Raw genomic sequence first — 16,991 nt, 5'->3', positions numbered from 1 at the left:
AATATGCTGAAATTTTTTGCACCCGCATCCATTGGTAATTTGGGTGTGGGTTTTGATGTATTAGGAATGGCGATATCGCCTATTGACGGCACCTTACTCGGTGATTGTGTAAGCATCGCCCCGGCAGAACAGTTTGATCTAGAGATCAAAGGACCTTTTTCCGGTAAATTACCTAAAGAGCCAAAAAAAAACATCGTTTTTCGGTGCTGGAAAAATTTTTGCCAAAAAATAGGAAAAGATGTGCCGGTGCAAATGCGGTTAGAGAAAAATATGCCCGTGGGGTCAGGATTAGGGTCCAGCGCGTGTTCTGTGGTTGCGGCCTTGGTGGCCATGAATGAATATTGTGCGCATCCCTTGGATCAAAACGCGTTGCTTTATTTAATGGGGGAAATGGAAGGTCTGATTTCAGGCAGTGTTCATTATGATAATGTGTCGCCATGTTATTTAGGCGGTCTACAGTTCATATTAGACACACAAAGCAGAATTAGCCATAGCGTCCCCCTTTTTTCTGATTGGCTTTGGGTCCTCGCTTATCCAGGCATTAAAATTTCGACGGCCAAAGCTAGAAATGTGTTGCCCGCCTACTATTCCAAACGCGATTGTGTGAATCACGGGCGTTATTTGGCTGGTTTTATTCATGCATGTTACAGCCAACATCCTGATTTAGCGGCAGAATTAATGAAAGATGTCATTGCAGAACCCTATCGGTTACCCATGTTACCTTTTTTTTTAACTGCTCGTCAAAAAGCGAAAGAAATGGGCGCATTAGCAACTGGTATTTCTGGATCCGGCCCCACTCTGTTTAGCGTTTGTCGCAACCTAAAAACCGCCACGAGCATCTCAGACTGGCTCCAGCATCATTATTTAGAGAACGACAAAGGTTTTGTACATATCTGTCGCCTAGATAGCCTGGGTGCACGATCAGTAGGATAAAAACACAATGAAATTTTATAATCTGAAAGATCAGAATGAACAAGTCACCTTTACGGAGGCAGTACAGCGAGGTTTAGGGAAACAGCAGGGGTTGTTTTTTCCGGTCGCATTACCCGAATTCAGCCAAAAAGAAGTAGCCACGTTGCTCGAGCAAGATTTTATTACTCGGAGCCTCCCTATTTTATCCGTCTTTATTGGCGATGAAATTTCTCAAAACACCTTGGCTCAGGCCATCAAAGCCGCGTTTTCTTTCCCTGCGCCACTTGTGCGCATAGATGACAAAATCGCTCTATTAGAATTATTTCACGGCCCGACCTTGGCTTTTAAAGATTTTGGCGCGCGATTGATGGCGCAAATACTGTCGATAGTGGGTCAAAACGATCCGATGACTATTTTAACAGCCACCTCGGGAGATACCGGCGCTGCAGTGGCAAACGCCTTTTTAGGGTTGAAAAATATCCAGGTGGTAATCCTGTATCCTCGTGGAAAGATAAGCCCGCTTCAAGAAAAGCTATTCTGTACGTTAGGACAAAATATTCATACCCTCGCGATTGAGGGAGATTTTGATGTATGCCAATCCATGGTGAAACAGGCATTTGAAGAAACTTCTTTAAGAAAAACCCTTCAGCTCAACTCTGCAAATTCGATTAATATCAGCCGTCTTCTTGCCCAGATTTGTTATTATTTTGAAGCCGTGGCTCAAATCCCTGCTAACCAGCGTAGCGAGCTGGTGATCTCTGTGCCAAGTGGTAATTTTGGAAATTTGACCGCTGGTTTATTAGCAAAATCCTTGGGGTTACCAGTCAAACGATTTATTGCCTCGACTAATGTTAATGATACCGTCCCTCGTTTTTTGATAGAGGGACAATGGCGTCCTGGAAAAACAAAAGCCACTTTATCGAACGCAATGGATGTCAGTGAACCGAATAACTGGCCAAGAATTGAAGCCTTATTCCGCTGTAAAAAGAAGTCATGGAAAGAATTAGGATATGGCGTGGTGAACGACAAAACGACTGAAAAGAGCTTATTAGAACTCAATGAATTAGGCTGTCTTTCTGAACCCCATGCAGCCGTAGCTTATCGTGTGTTACGTGATCAGCTTCAAGCAGGAGAATCCGGCATATTCCTTGGGACAGCTCATCCTGCAAAATTTAAAGACAAGATAGAGTCTATTCTAAAATTGAGACTGGACTTACCGCCTGAGTTAGCACAAAGAGCAAATTTGCCTTTATTATCTAAGAATATACCGGCGAATTATCGAGCTTTATCCGATTTTTTACGAAAGTTGCCGCTTTATTTTTATTAATTTATCCGATCATCAAGTTGTAACATACTGAGTCTCTCGACATGTCAGCCAAAATTATGGATGGTAAAGCCATCGCGCAGCAAATTAAAAATGAAGTCGCTGATGGCGTACAAAAACGCCTAAAACAAGGGAAACGTGCCCCTGGTCTGGCAGTGATATTAATAGGCGAAAATAGCGCTTCTCAGATTTATGTGGCAAATAAACGTAAGGCCTGTGAAGAAGTTGGGTTTGTTTCTCATTGTTATCCGTTGCTAGAAACAACCTCTAAAGCAGAACTAGTGTCTTTAATAAAGCAGATTAATCAAGATCCTGAGATAGATGGCATCTTGGTTCAGTTGCCTCTACCGGAACGCTTTAATAGCGCGAACATGTTAGAACAGATACGCCCCGATAAAGATGTCGATGGGTTTCATCCTTATAACATTGGCTCTTTATGTCAAAGGATACCGAAATTACGGCCCTGCACACCTCTAGGCATCATGACCTTACTAGCGCGCTATAATCTTGATCCTTGTGGCTTAAATGCCTCGGTCGTGGGTGCCTCTAACATTGTTGGGCGGCCGATGAGCTTAGAATTGTTGCTGGCCGGTTGTACCACCACAGTTGCACATAGATTCACTCAACATCTCCAGCAACATGTTGAAAATGCGGATTTACTGGTGGTAGCAGTGGGAAAGCCCTCTTTTATCCCTGGAACATGGATAAAACCCGGCGCGATTGTGATAGATGTCGGTATTAACAGATTGCAAAATGGTCAAGTGGTAGGAGATGTAGAATTTGATATTGCTGTGACAAGAGCGGCATGGATTACGCCTGTTCCTGGCGGAGTCGGCCCCATGACGGTGGCCAGCTTGTTGCAAAATACGTTAAAAGCTTGTATGGAGCGCACTTAACTTTTTTGTTTTCCAAAATCACCTGTGTTAGATTTTTCGTAACCCACGCTCTCTTACGGCACAGAATATGATAATGATTAAAAATCAATTGGTATTTTACTAGCCTGACCAGCGATTTCTCTAGTAAGTCTCGGCACCAAATAACCTGATACTTGACCTAAAAGTGCCTTCATAATTTGTCGCGCTTCGTGTTCCTCCACCATAAAATGCGCGGCACCATGCACCTTATCTAGCAAATGTAGATAATAAGGTAAAATTCCTGCGTTAAATAATCTATTGCTTAGCTGAGCCAATATTTTGGCGTTATTATTCACGTCTTTTAATAAAACGGTTTGATTGAGCAAGGTCACGCCCGCCCATTTTAGGCGGTACATACTGTTATAAACGGCCTGATCCATTTCATTGGGATGATTAATATGGGTCACCATCAATATTTGCAAAGAAGAATTTGAAAAAGATTCACACAGTCTTGCTGTAATGCGAGAAGGGATCACGATAGGTAATCGGGTATGAATACGGAGCCGCTTAATATGTGGAATGGATTCTAAAACGGTGATTAAAGAAGCCAATTCAGGATCTTTGGCCATTAAAGGATCGCCCCCCGAAAAGATCACTTCATCTAATTCAGTGTGTTTTCTAATATAATTGAACACCTGCTCTCTGTTGACTTGAGAGCCCTTGTGATTTTGATAAGGAAAATGACGGCGAAAGCAATAACGGCAGTGAACTGCACAACCTCCTTTAATCAACATCAATACGCGATTATGATATTTATGAAGTAGGCCAGGCAAAACCGTATTTTGTTCGTATAAAGGATCGACACTAAAACCAGAGGTGTGAACGAATTCATCAGATAACGTCATTACCTGTAATAAGAGGGGATCTTTGGGATCTCCAGGCGTCATTCTCTGTGCGAACGCGACAGGCACACGCAACGGAAATAAAGCACGAGCTTCGGTGCCTTGTTTGAATTTTGTGTTTTTATCCAGCTTTAAAAAAGACAATAATGCGAGAGAATCAGTGATAACATTGCCAAGTTCTTGTAACCAGTCTTCTCTGGTCGGGTGAGTTTTAGTGACCATATTTTTCATTTTTAATTTTAAATTATCCGTTTCAAAAGGATCATAGATGGGCACTTATTCTAGCAACGAATTTCGTTCGAGTCTTAAAATCATGTTAGACGGTGAACCCTGTTCTATCATCGAGAGTGAATTTGTTAAACCAGGCAAAGGTCAGGCGTTTGTTCGAACTCGTATTCGAAAATTAATTTCAGGAAAATTACTCGAAAAAACCTTTAAATCAACAGATAGCGTTGAAGGTGCAGATATCGTCGATATAAATTTAATTTATCTCTATAATGACGGTGATTTTTGGCATTTTATGAATAATGACACCTTTGAACAATTGGTAGCGGATGTGAAAGCAATAGGTGAAAGTGCGAAATGGTTGGTCGAACAGGCCGAATGTATTTTGACATTGTGGAACGGACAACCAATTTCTGTGACGCCCCCTAATTTTGTGGAGCTTCAAATTGTTGACACCAATCCAGGTTTGAAAGGCGATACGGCTGGTACAGGGGGGAAACCAGCGACTTTAACCACAGGTGCTGTCGTTAAAGTGCCCTTATTTGTACAAATCGGTGAAATTATCAAAGTAGATACGCGTTCTGGTGAATATGTATCTCGTGTTAAATAAACTAAATTGATATATTTTTTCTCCTCAAACTGAATATTTTAGTATCATTGAATGATTCATTATATCTAAAGAATGAGAGAACTATGCTTAAAAGAATAGGAGTATTAACCAGTGGGGGGGATGCACCAGGTATGAACGCCGCAATACGAGGTGTTGTCCGTTCTACTTTATTTAAAAATAAAGAAGTTTTTGGTATCTACGACGGATATCAAGGTTTGTATGATAATCAGATACAACAACTCAATCGTTATAGCGTATCCGATGTTATTAATCGAGGTGGCACAATTCTTGGTTCTGCCCGTTTCCCTGAGTTTACTCAAAAAGAAAATCGAGCAAGGGCCATCAAAAATATAAACTCACATGGGATTAATGCGTTGGTAGTAATTGGGGGAGATGGGTCGTACGCAGGGGCCCAGTTGCTAGCAAAAGAAGGTGGTATCCATTGTATCGGTTTACCTGGAACTATTGATAATGATGTGGCAGGCACAGATTATAGCATTGGCTTTTTTACTGCGTTGCAGACAGTAGTCGAAGCAATTGACCGCTTACGTGATACATCCTCTTCACATCAACGTATTTCTATTGTTGAAGTCATGGGGCGTCATTGTGGTGATTTGACTTTAGCCGCGGCTATCGCAGGGGGATGCGAATTTATTGTGGTACCAGAAGTCCCCTTTGATCGTAAAGAATTGATCACAGAAATTAAAGCAGGTATTGCCAAAGGTAAAAAACACGCAATCATCACTATCACAGAGCGTATTTGTGATATTAATGAATTATCTCAATATATTGAAAAGGAGACTAAAAGAGAAACTAGGCCAACAGTATTGGGGCATATACAAAGAGGTGGAGCCCCTGTTGCTTACGATCGCATCCTGGCTTCTAGAATGGGCACTTACGCAGTGGAATTATTAGTCAAAACTGATCACAAGGCAATATTGAGTTGCTGCGTAGGCGTTCAGAATAGCAAAATGCGGCATGCTCCTATTTCTGAGTGTATTTCTATAGACAATAAACGCCAAAAATTTAAAGAAGATTGGTTAGATGTCGCTAATACATTATTTTAAGATTGTTTTAACCATCTACTAAAAAAGGAATTGCAGTGATCAATTAGACTTTGCTGAGATATAATTTTTTAAAAGTAAGTTAACCGATAAGCCGGGTTTTGTCGTGGACAGTCATTCATCTAGGCCAGCAATCTCTTGATGGCTCAAGCAACCTACCCGAGTTCAGTACGAGCCGCACTATGTGAACCCCTATTTGGTCTTGCTCCGAGTGGAGTTTACCTTGCCACGCTTGTTACCAAACGCGCGGTGTGCTCTTACCACACCCTTTCACCCTTACCTGATCCTCATATTTTAGGCCATCGGCGGTTTGCTCTCTGCTGCACTTGTCATAGGCTCACGCCTCCCAGGCATTACCTGGCACTTTGCTCTATGGAGCCCGGACTTTCCTCTCCCTCTATTTTTTGTTTTTTTAATAAACATCAAAAGAAGCAGCGACTGTCTAGTTAACTTACTAGCGGATTATAGCCATATAAAAAAAAAATAGCATCCTGAATATATGTTATAAAAAATGAAAACCGCTCTAGAGCGGGCGTCAGCAGTTTTCATTTATTTCAAGAGATTGATATCTTTTATATTTTAATCAAATGACCTAATTGGTAGATAATTGAACATCTCTGTTTTAGTGCGTATTAGATAAAGTTGATACAAAAACCTTAATTCAATAGATGATTGATTTTTTCATAACCTCCCATCATCTGTACGTTGTAATCTACTTTCTAGCTGAAACAGGGGTGGATTAAGTATTTAAGCTAATCCCTATCCAGCCAGAGTGTTTGGGTAAGTCGATCCATTTGACTCAATGATGTACAGAAGGGAAACCGATAAATGTCTCTTTATAATTTACATCGTCTGTTTTTAAGTTCTGTTGATAAAGCCCGTAAGGCCTGGATTCAGCTTGCCCCGCGGTTCGGTCAAAAAAGTAAGCAAAGCGGATAACTAGTAAGCCAGAATTTTGTTCGTAACTTGCTGCATTGATTTTTAGAGTAAAGGCAGCCTCGACGCCTTTTTCTGTAAAAGCGCCTCGAGGTCCGGTCATAGGCTAAACTAACGAAGGGGATGATGCGAGCTTGCTTTCGATGCATAACATCGCCCGTTTCTAGATACACTACCATAGGTTATCTTTATGTTTTGCATCGATCATTTTTTTCATCATTGTTTGAAATTTTACGTTCAATTTTATTTTTGATAGAGGCCCAACATAAACGCCATGCGGTATACCAAGCTTGGCTTTGACCATATCGACTATAGACAGACACGCCGATATTACGTGATGTAGACTGCCCACCCCAACGACCAAAACTGGCTTGCTCATTCTCAGCCAACACGGTACACCCCTCTATCCCAATTATCATTGATGCGGTGTGCCCCATTGACCGGCCTAAAAATGGGGTTTCCGGTCTTAAAGCCCGTTTGTTGTAGTTCTATTTTTATCCGTAAAAGTCAAACCACATGATAGAGCCGGATGAATTTTGCGTGATTTTATTTAAACTATTGCCTAAAACCTGGTTAATCATCGTTAATTGCTGAAAACTCAACGCTAAATCTGAGGAATAGAGCTGACCATGAACGGCTATCGAGCATGGCTCGAGTTTTTCGGTATTTGATATGGTTAGATTTTTTGTAATTCGAGAGATTGCTTTACCATCACTAGCCTATTTGTAGATTGATCTCCCATGCCTTTTCTATAGATTGTGTAACGTTATTGTAAGTTTTATCTTAACCTATGAGGGATTGTCTTGATCTTTTAAGAGTATTTTCTGAGTTTTTAGCTTTTACTGTGATATAAATGAATTTATCTATCGTATAATCTTTATCAATTTTAAACTCATACCACTTAAGTTCTTAGCCTTTTTCATCAATGTCGTCCACCGATGAAGAAAATGCTCCATCGATACCATGCACCGCATATAATGCATCATATTTTCATCAAATGTAGTTTTTCTTATCATCTTTAACAAGCAGCACCTTAATTTTAGTGTTGTCTAATGATACCTTGTCAACCACATGTAATCTGCTCCCAATGTTATTGATTAAAGTAAAACTATCATTAAAAGCGACATTACCTTCTATAGTGCGCGACTTGTAATAGATATTGTTGTGAATCATTTTGTTTTTCAAAGCAACTCAGGTGTCTCCTGTATTATTAATATCAGCATTGATTTTTCCTGTTTGGCTGATCTAAACAGTTATTAGATGACGAGTCACTTGTAAATTTAGGCTTGCGAAGTCATAAAGAAATAATTCGTTTTTTTATATCAGTGTTTCCTGTATAGGTATTTGACCTTGTTAAAAACAATGGTCCAGAACCTGGTTGTATTACACCTGCATCACCTTGCATGCTATTACTGAAAGTATAGTTTGAATGTAAATCATATTGTTTATAAACGCTGCTATCATTACAACCATTAAGTTTTTCGTTCATATTTGCCACAAAAGCGTTTTTGCGGCTTCAGATGCTCCATTGAGGTCGGTTAATCTTTTATCAAATCGAGTTTGGCCATGAATAGCTTTGGCTGCATTTAGTACTAGCTTTGGCTGCATTTAGTACTCTCAAACCTGTATCTTTACTGAGTTTTATATCAAAATTAGAGCCTGCTAGTTAAGATTGTTTGACGCAGATTATTGACAGTCATCCAAGCGTATTTTCCCGAAACTAATCCGGCTATCCCTGAAACAGTAGGCGTGCCAAGTCTCGTATCGGAATAAATGTCACCTCTCGTCAAAAGCTTCATATGAGCCACAATACAAAAAATTTTACGTCATTATATTTTACAGAACCGACGTCTATGTTTCCAAAGAGATCCACTCCAGCTTTACCGTGATCTAACCTCTTTTAATCTCTGTATACAAATAAGGTAGTTTAACTATGTAGGGATGACGACTAATAGAGTCATTATTTCTAGAGGATCAAATGTATAAAATGTGGCGGGCGTGACTAATTTTTAGATCTTCAAAAAACTTTATTTTTGTCTTTAACTATTCGCTTCCCATATTCAGAATTCTTAACATGATAACTGTGATTAATGATTTTTATGTTGTTATTTAACAGCAGCGCCCCAAAATTTATGCTGTTTTTTATTTACATTCTTAGATCTATGATTTACATAAAAACCTGACTTTCAGATGCTACTTCTCCAGCAAAATCACCTGTTTTATTGCCTACAGTCATCAACACTAGTGCTGCGCCATGCCTAAACTTCTGATTTTCTACAGTGGTCGATGGATTGATTTCATTGATTTTTTTTGCCCATCTCTAGAACATCAGATATATCTCCACCGTCGATGACCAGTATATTAACACCTTAATCTTTATGTCTCTGTTGATGCATTTTTTTTGATTTCAGTTTGGTTTAAGTAATCCTCAACAAAAATTTGTTCCCAGATCTCAGGTTGTGTATCAGGATTAATTTGAGCACTTAATGTTGATTTTGTGCCAATAGGATGAGCATATATCCCATCCTTACCCATCTCCACCTCCTCCACAGAAGATTAATGTAGTTAAAAGAGACAGTTTTCCAATCTTTTTACAAAAGAAGGTAATACCAAAAAGTTAAATTTTTCACCATGTTATTTTTTATAAGTTGTTTGTGATGTAGCTGATTGTGATGAATCAATATCATTACCTGATTAAAGTGTGAGGTTGTGTTGCGTTAAGAGTAAAAACATGAAGAAAAAGAAATGTAATTTTTAAGCAGACAGAAGATAAAATGGTTCTGAAGGGGGAATTATGTCTTTTGGGGATGAGGCGTGATTCTCTCTAATCTATAAATATTTTAAATAAAATTAATAAGCAGCTTTAGTTAAAACGGTTTATTTTTAATTTATCTCTGATAAAAAATTATATTAAAAATAAAAAAGAATTTTTATAATAAGGTTGAGTCGAAAAAAATTTTTGATAGAAAGAGGCGGGGATGAATTCAGGCTAATATTGATTTCATTTTTAATCGATCAATTAACGCGTTGCTCACGCGTTATATTAGTATTTTCTTAATCAATTATGATAAAATGTTGATCACCGCTTTGCCAATATCGGTCAGGCTGTGGACCGTTTTTACTCCCGCTGCTTCTAGAGCTAAAAATTTTTCTTCCGCATTCCCTCGTCCTCCTGAAATGATTGCACCCGCGTGTCCCATACGCTTTCCTTTTGGCGCTGTCACTCCTGCGATATAAGCCACAACCGGTTTTTTAAATGACGTATTTTTAATGTAATCTGCGGTTTCTTCTTCTGCGTTTCCACCAATTTCACCTATCATGACAACTGCTTCTGTTTGAGGATCTTGTTCAAACAACGTGAAAATATCAATGAAATGAGACCCTGAAATAGGGTCTCCTCCAATACCCACACAGGTCGATTGACCTAAACCAACATCGGTGGTTTGTTTGACAGCTTCATAAGTTAATGTGCCTGAGCGTGATACAATGCCAACCTTGCCTGGAAGATGAATATGACCAGGCATAATGCCAATTTTACAGGTGCCAGGTGTAATAATCCCAGGGCAATTCGGGCCTATCATTCTTACATGGCTTTGCTTGAGTTTCTCTTTGACGATTAGCATGTCTAACGTCGGAATGCCTTCCGTAATGCAAACAATTAGAGTTATGCCCGCATCGATGGCTTCCAGAATAGAATCTTTGCAAAAAGGCGCTGGCACATAAATAACAGAAGCCGTCGCCCCAGTTTTCAAAACTGCTTCTTTAACTGTATTAAATACAGGTAAGCCTAAATGGGTGGTTCCCCCTTTACCTGGAGTGACGCCCCCAACCATTTGAGTTCCATAAGAGATGGCGTGTTCTGAATGGAAAGTGCCTTGGCTGCCGGTAAAACCTTGGCAAATAACTTTGGTGTTTTTATCCACTAAAATAGACATTATTTTTCCTTTACTGCTGCAGCAATTTGCTTTGCTGCATCGATTAAACTGTTTTCGGTAATAATATTAAGGTCACTGTCAGACAATTTTTTAGCCCCTAGTGTAGCATTGTTACCTTCAAGACGGACGACGACAGGGATTTGCATACCCACTTCTGCAACGGCAGCAATAATGCCATCTGCAATTAAATCGCAGCGTACAATCCCCCCAAAAATATTAACTAAAATCGCTTTTATTTTTTCGTCAGACAAAATAATTTTAAAAGCCTCTGTGATACGTTCCTTGGTGGCTCTTCCGCCAACATCCAAAAAATTAGCAGGTTCAGCACCACCATACAGTTTCACCATATCCATTGTACCCATAGCAAGGCCAGCGCCATTAACCATGCACCCGATATTGCCCTCTAACGCCACATAATTTAATTCAAATTGCGCTGCGTGCGCTTCACGGGCATCTTCTTGCGTGACATCATGCATCTGACGTAATTCAGGTTGCCGATATAGGGCGTTACCATCTACAGTCAATTTTGCATCTAAGCAAATAAGTTCTGCCGTTTTTGTGATGACCAAAGGGTTAATTTCTAGTAGTGCTAAATCACATTCTAAAAACAATTTTGCTAAATTCATGAAAATTTGACTGAATTGGCTGATTTTTTTACCAGTTAATCCCAATTTAAACGCCAGTTCACGCCCTTGGAAAGGCTGTGGTCCCGTTAAAGGATCAATCGTCACTTTGTGAATGAGATGCGGGGTTTTTTCTGCGACTTTTTCAATCTTAACACCTCCTTCGGCAGAGGCGATAAAAACGACACGGCTTGAACTCCGATCTATCACAGCGCCAAGATATAATTCTTGACCAATATCTGTTGCAGCCTCTACCAAAACGTGATGAACAGGTTGACCTTGCAGATTGGTTTGGTAGGTCACCAGATTTTTACCTAACCACTGCTCGGCAAAATCGCTGACATCTCGCGGGTTGTTACATAATTTGACCCCCCCAGATTTCCCTCTGCCTCCTGCATGCACTTGACATTTTGCGACCCAAAGATTTCCGCCAAGCTTTATGGTCGCTTTTTCTGCTTCATCCGCTGAGCGGCAGACATACCCTTTTGGAACAGGTAAGCCACGTCGAGCAAATAATTCTTTTGCTTGATATTCATGTAAATTCATTATGTTATCTCATGTAGAGTACAGTATTAATGAGGCGTGCTAAAGGTATAGCCATTCCTCAGATTTTAATTCTAAAGGAAATATTGAGTAAGGCTAAACGGGGCTGTTTCAGCCCTATGTTTTATAGATCAAGCAATAAACGTACGGGATCCTCAAGCATGTATTTGATGGTTACTAAATAACCTATAGATTCGCGACCATCCACTAAACGATGGTCATACGAGAGCGCTAAATACATCATTGGTAGGATCACAACCTGACCTTTAACCGCCATTGGGCGCTCCTGAATGGTATGCATGCCCAAAATGGCACTTTGAGGAGGATTAATGATGGGGGTGGACATGAGTGAACCAAAAACCCCTCCATTAGTAATAGTAAAATTCCCCCCAGTTAATTCTTCAACCTTGAGCTTACCGTCACGCCCTTTCAGGGCCAAAGACTTAACCTGTTTTTCAATATCCGCCATGCTTAAGGTATCCGCATCACGCAGAACAGGTGTGACAAGACCACGTGGTGTAGAAACCGCAATACTTATATCAAAATAATGGTGATACACAATATCAGCGTCATCAATAGAGGCATTAATTTCAGGATATCGTTTTAGGGCTTCTGTCACTGCTTTCACATAAAAAGACATCAAGCCTAAACGCACGCCATGGCTTTTTTCAAAAGCCTCACCATATTTTTTACGTAAATCCATGATGGGCTTCATATTCACTTCGTTAAAAGTGGTTAACATGGCCGTGTTATTTTTTGCTTGCAGCAAGCGTTCAGAGATTTTTTTACGTAGGCGCGTCATGGGGAGACGTTTTTCACTACGATGTATGCCCATCTGCTCTGAAGCAGCAGAAAAATCGGGATTTTTTGAAATATCAGAAACCGCGCTCTGGGAGATAGGTTGAGATGGGATCTTTTTTGAATCGTTTTGATCGGATAAATATTGTTCGACATCTTCACGAGTCATACGTACCCCCGGGCCCGTGGCTTTGATCAGGCGAGCATCAAGCTCATGCTCAGCAATCAGGCGACGAATAGCTGGGCTTAAATTCTCTATTGTTTGTGATTTGTTAGTGACATCTGACGCTGGCTTCTCGCTGGATTTTATTTCATTGGCAGCGGTCGATATGATTTTCTGTATTTTTTGAGACGTAGATTCAGAACAGACATTTTCTAGCCGCATTTGACCCAATTTCTGGCGTGAAACGACGGTAGCGCCTTCATCCTCTGCTATCGAATCGAGGATACCAGAAGTGCTTGCTGGGACTTCTAAAACCACTTTATCAGTTTCAATTTCCACTAAAACCTCATCGCGTTGAACCCTTTCGCCTGGTTTTTTATGCCAAGTGGCTACAATGGCATCTACCACAGACTCAGGTAAATCAGGCACCAGAATATCTGTATTATTCATTATTCATTCCTATGTAGTGACGATTTTGCACGAGAAAAGCGTTATTCGATGGTTAAAGCGTCGTTAAGCAAATCTTTTTGTTGTTTTTGATGCAGTGAGAGATAACCCACAGAGGGAGAGGCTGAGGCCATCCGGCCCGCATAACGTAAGGAAGCAGCAAAAGGGATCACCTCTCGGAAATGATGTTGACTACAATACCAAGCTCCTTGATTCAGAGGTTCTTCTTGACACCAAACAAAATCTTGCACATGCGCATAGGGTTCAAAAAGCATTTTTATTGCTTGATGGGGAAAAGGGTACAGTTGCTCGATACGAATAATCGCTACATTATCTTGCTGATTTTTACGACGTTGTTCTAACAGATCGTAATACACTTTTCCGGCACAGATCACAACACGTTTAATAGAATCGCTGTTTATCTCATCAATTTCAGCGATGGCCGGCAAAAAAGTGCCTTCTGCTAATTCTTTAAGAGATGAAATTGCTAAAGGATGGCGAAGCAACGATTTCGGGGACATCACCACCAACGGGCGTCTCATAGGTCTTAATGATTGACGACGCAACATATGGTAAACCTGTGCAGGTGTAGAAGGAATGCAGACCTGGATATTTTTCTCAGCACAAAGTTGCAAATAGCGTTCTAAACGTGCTGAAGAGTGCTCTGGGCCTTGTCCTTCATAGCCGTGTGGTAATAACATCACAAGACCACACATACGACCCCATTTTTGCTCTCCAGAACCGATAAATTGATCGATAACTACTTGAGCACCATTGGCAAAATCACCAAACTGGGCTTCCCAAATAGTTAAAGTACGAGGTTCCGCTGTCGAATAACCGTATTCAAAAGCCAGTACTGCTTCCTCAGATAAAACCGAATCCCAGACCTTAAAGTCACCTTGGTTTTGGTGAATGTTTTCTAAAGGTACATATGTTGAGCCATTTTTTTGATCATAAATCACAGCATTCCGATGAAAAAAGGTGCCACGCCCTGAATCTTCACCGGATAAACGAATGGAAATACCTTTATCTAGCAAGGTGGCGTAGGCTAATGTTTCGGCGGCACCCCAATCGAGGGGTTTCTTCCCTACGGCCATTTCTGCACGATCTGCATAAATTTTAGCGACTCGAGATTGCATGTCGATTTTTTTAGGGATACGACTAATTTTTTTTGCCAACTCTATTAAAGAGGCCATTTTAACTGTATTAGGGTATTGAGTATCCCATTCATGATTAAGGTAAGGCTGCCAATTAAAAGCATGGGGCTGCATGGGACGCCATTCCTTCACCACTCCTTTACCCTGATCTAAAGCATCTCGATAATGATTGACCATTTCGGTCGCGTCTTCTTGAGTAACGATATTTTCTTGAATTAATTTTTGTACGTAGATTTCCCGAGTCGTTGGATGTTTTTTGATTTTTTGGTACATGACGGGTTGAGTCGCGCTCGGTTCATCCGCTTCATTGTGGCCATGTCGTCGGTAGCATACCAAATCGATCATAAAATCGCGCTTAAAAGTGTTACGAAAATCTAGGGCCAAACGAGCGACAAAAGCTACGGCTTCTGGGTCATCCGCATTGACGTGAAAAATCGGTGCTTGTACCATTTTGGCGACATCAGTGCAATATTCGGTGGAGCGGGCATCTTTGGGATTTGAGGTGGTAAAACCGATTTGATTGTTAATCACAATGCGCACTGTTCCGCCCACTTCATAACCTCGGGCTCGAGACATATTTAAGGTTTCTTGCACCACGCCTTGCCCAGTGATTGCTGCATCCCCGTGGATCGTGACGGGGAATACTTTATTGCTTGCTTTATCACTGAGGCGATCACGACGCGCTCGTACAGAGCCGATGACAACGGGGCTGACAATTTCCAAATGAGACGGATTAAACGCCAACGCTAAATGAATCAGGCCCCCTTCTGTTTCAATATCAGAGGAAAAACCTTGATGATATTTAACATCTCCTGTGCCGAGATGTTTTTTATGTTTGCCTGCAAATTCATCAAAAAGATCTTGAGGCATTTTACCTAATACATTGATCAACACATTCAAACGACCACGGTGTGCCATACCCAGAACGACTTCTTTCATACCCTGCTGACCTGCGTGACGAATCAGTTCTTTCAGCAAGATAACCAAAGCATCTCCGCCCTCGAGTGAAAAGCGTTTGGCTCCTGGAAATTTGGCCCCTAAATAACGTTCTAATCCCTCGGCAGCGGTCAATTCACTTAAAAAACGCCGCTTTTCCTCAGCCTTAAATTGAGGCTTTCCCATGATAGGTTCGAAGCGTTGCTGTATCCAGATCCTTTCTTCAGTATTATTAGTATGCATATACTCGGCGCCTATTGAGCCGCAATACGTCTTCTTTAATGCAGTGTATAAATCTGTCAATGTTATTGTTTTTTTTGGAATAGCAAAGAAACCAATGTTGAAACTGTTTTCAAAATCACTTTCAGTTAAATCATGATAGGCTGGATGAAGATCAGGAACGGGTTCGCGCTTCCATAAATCGAGAGGATCTAAATGAGCGTTTTGATGGCCTTGGAAGCGAAAAGCATTCATCAGATTAAATACTTTAATTTGCTTGGAATCGAGATCTAAACCGTTACATGAAGATAATAAACTCGCTTTATTTTTTGCTAAATCTCGACAATGTTGACGAACTTCTGAATGTAATTGTATAGCTGTTTCGGCGGATGAAAATTGCTTAAAAATAGTTCGCCAGCTTTGTTCTACTGAATTGGGATTGATTAAAAAATCTTCGTAGAGTTGTTCTATATAGGATTGATTAGCCCCTGCCAGATAGGAAGAATTCAACCAAGCCTGCATTAGCCCGTTCTGCATGATGATCCTTAAAGCTGAAAGCTTTTATTTTGATAATTAAGCACCATGTTTTAATAACATGGATTTGATGTGCCCGATAGCGCGTGTTGGGTTGAGGCTTTTAGGGCAAACACTGACACAATTCATAATGCCATGACAACGAAAAACACTGAATGCATCATCTAAACCCTCTAAACGAGTTTGCGTTTGTGTATCCCTGCTGTCGATTAAAAAACGATATACGGCTAACAACCCTGCGGGGCCCACAAATTTATCGGGGTTCCACCAAAATGAAGGGCAAGCAGTAGAACAACAAGCACATAAAATACATTCATATAAGCCGTTTAATTTAGCTCTTTCTTCAGGAGATTGTAAATGTTCTCTGGCAGGCGGGGTTTTCCCGTCATTTAATAGATAAGGCTTGATTTTTTCATACTGGGCATAAAATTGGGTCATATCAACTACGAGATCACGCACCACAGGCAGGCCAGGGAGAGGGCGAATGACCATTTTTTGATTGGCTTTAATCAGCCTCGACACCGGTGTAATACAAGCCAACCAATTTTTGCCATTCATGTTCATACCATCTGAACCACAAACACCTTCACGACAAGATCGACGAAAAGTCAGGGTGGGATCTTTTTCTTTTAATGCAATGAGCGCATCGAGCAACATCATATCCCCGCCTTCTTCGAAGGGTAGGCTATAATCTTGCATTCGTGGCTTATCATCGACATCAGGATTATAACGATAGATTGAAAATTCGAGCGTCATGCGTTTTTTCATTTTTACAGCTCTCTTATATTTTTATTATGCTAAAAATCGAA

At 40.6% G+C, this 16,991-nt stretch carries 15 protein-coding genes and 1 other RNA gene; 5 read left to right on the top strand and 11 right to left on the bottom strand.

Translation table 11 applies throughout. From position 1 onward, the window contains the following. Nucleotides 1–3 precede the first annotated feature (3 nt). Genes thrB through folD form a run of 3 tightly spaced genes read left to right on the top strand, consistent with a single transcriptional unit; the run spans nt 4 to nt 3,132 of the window. Complete coding sequence (gene thrB / locus CICURV3402_RS00635; RefSeq protein ID WP_187306876.1) at nt 4–933, top strand: homoserine kinase; 930 nt, start codon at nt 4–6, stop codon at nt 931–933. Between the two features lie 7 nt (nt 934–940). Beyond that, nucleotides 941–2,239: a threonine synthase gene (gene thrC / locus CICURV3402_RS00630; protein WP_158379448.1), complete on the top strand. Its 1,299-nt coding sequence runs from the start codon at nt 941–943 to the stop codon at nt 2,237–2,239. A 41-nt stretch (nt 2,240–2,280) separates the two neighbouring features. Continuing rightward, a complete protein-coding gene (gene folD, locus CICURV3402_RS00625; RefSeq protein ID WP_158379447.1) occupies nt 2,281–3,132 on the top strand; it encodes a bifunctional methylenetetrahydrofolate dehydrogenase/methenyltetrahydrofolate cyclohydrolase FolD in 852 nt (283 codons plus the stop codon). Nucleotides 3,133–3,209: 77 nt separating this feature from the next. Here the strand turns inward: folD and epmB are convergent, their stop codons facing one another. Next, a complete protein-coding gene (epmB, locus tag CICURV3402_RS00620; protein ID WP_158379786.1) occupies nt 3,210–4,223 on the bottom strand; it encodes an EF-P beta-lysylation protein EpmB in 1,014 nt (337 codons plus the stop codon). Nucleotides 4,224–4,260: 37 nt separating this feature from the next. On the opposite strand from epmB, the gene efp reads away from it, so the two are divergent. Beyond that, entirely contained in the window at nt 4,261–4,827 is a 567-nt protein-coding gene (efp, locus tag CICURV3402_RS00615) for an elongation factor P (RefSeq protein WP_158379446.1), read from the top strand. A gap of 83 nt (nt 4,828–4,910) precedes the next feature. Then, entirely contained in the window at nt 4,911–5,894 is a 984-nt protein-coding gene (pfkA, locus tag CICURV3402_RS00610) for a 6-phosphofructokinase (RefSeq protein ID WP_158379445.1), read from the top strand. A gap of 71 nt (nt 5,895–5,965) precedes the next feature. Here the strand turns inward: pfkA and rnpB are convergent. The 10 genes from rnpB to CICURV3402_RS00560 all read right to left on the bottom strand — a co-directional run bounded on the left by rnpB (nt 5,966) and on the right by CICURV3402_RS00560 (nt 16,938). Beyond that, nucleotides 5,966–6,345, bottom strand: an RNA gene (gene rnpB, locus CICURV3402_RS00605) — RNase P RNA component class A. A 345-nt stretch (nt 6,346–6,690) separates the two neighbouring features. Further along, nucleotides 6,691–6,930 carry a hypothetical protein gene (locus CICURV3402_RS00600; protein ID WP_158379444.1) on the bottom strand — a complete coding sequence of 80 codons (240 nt, stop codon included), beginning with the start codon at nt 6,928–6,930 and terminating at the stop codon, nt 6,691–6,693. An 85-nt stretch (nt 6,931–7,015) separates the two neighbouring features. Then, nucleotides 7,016–7,246, bottom strand: a complete 231-nt coding sequence (locus CICURV3402_RS00595) for an autotransporter domain-containing protein (RefSeq protein ID WP_158379443.1) — start codon at nt 7,244–7,246, stop codon at nt 7,016–7,018. An 875-nt stretch (nt 7,247–8,121) separates the two neighbouring features. Continuing rightward, the gene (locus tag CICURV3402_RS00590) at nt 8,122–8,316 is read right to left on the bottom strand and encodes a hypothetical protein (protein WP_158379442.1); all 195 of its coding nucleotides are present in this window, start codon (nt 8,314–8,316) and stop codon (nt 8,122–8,124) included. A gap of 887 nt (nt 8,317–9,203) precedes the next feature. Continuing rightward, complete coding sequence (locus CICURV3402_RS00585; protein ID WP_187306875.1) at nt 9,204–9,362, bottom strand: hypothetical protein; 159 nt, start codon at nt 9,360–9,362, stop codon at nt 9,204–9,206. Between the two features lie 527 nt (nt 9,363–9,889). Further along, nucleotides 9,890–10,762 (bottom strand): succinate--CoA ligase subunit alpha, encoded by an 873-nt coding sequence (sucD, locus tag CICURV3402_RS00580; protein WP_158379441.1) that lies wholly within the window; start codon nt 10,760–10,762, stop codon nt 9,890–9,892. Continuing rightward, entirely contained in the window at nt 10,762–11,931 is a 1,170-nt protein-coding gene (sucC, locus tag CICURV3402_RS00575) for an ADP-forming succinate--CoA ligase subunit beta (protein ID WP_158379440.1), read from the bottom strand. The genes sucD and sucC overlap by 1 nt, the downstream gene beginning before the upstream one ends. 121 nt (nt 11,932–12,052) lie before the next feature. Then, nucleotides 12,053–13,339 (bottom strand): 2-oxoglutarate dehydrogenase complex dihydrolipoyllysine-residue succinyltransferase, encoded by a 1,287-nt coding sequence (odhB, locus tag CICURV3402_RS00570; RefSeq protein WP_158379439.1) that lies wholly within the window; start codon nt 13,337–13,339, stop codon nt 12,053–12,055. Between the two features lie 41 nt (nt 13,340–13,380). After that, nucleotides 13,381–16,185, bottom strand: coding sequence for a 2-oxoglutarate dehydrogenase E1 component (gene sucA / locus CICURV3402_RS00565; RefSeq protein WP_158379438.1), 2,805 nt, complete (start codon nt 16,183–16,185; stop codon nt 13,381–13,383). Nucleotides 16,186–16,221: 36 nt separating this feature from the next. Further along, the gene (locus CICURV3402_RS00560; RefSeq protein WP_158379785.1) at nt 16,222–16,938 is read right to left on the bottom strand and encodes a succinate dehydrogenase iron-sulfur subunit; all 717 of its coding nucleotides are present in this window, start codon (nt 16,936–16,938) and stop codon (nt 16,222–16,224) included. Between the last annotated feature and the right edge of the window lie 53 nt (nt 16,939–16,991).

It is taken from the genome of Candidatus Williamhamiltonella defendens, assembly GCF_900699045.1.
In the GTDB taxonomy this organism is placed as follows: Bacteria; Pseudomonadota; Gammaproteobacteria; order Enterobacterales; family Enterobacteriaceae; genus Hamiltonella; species Hamiltonella defensa_A.
This window is presented reverse-complemented; position numbering and strand designations above follow the sequence as displayed.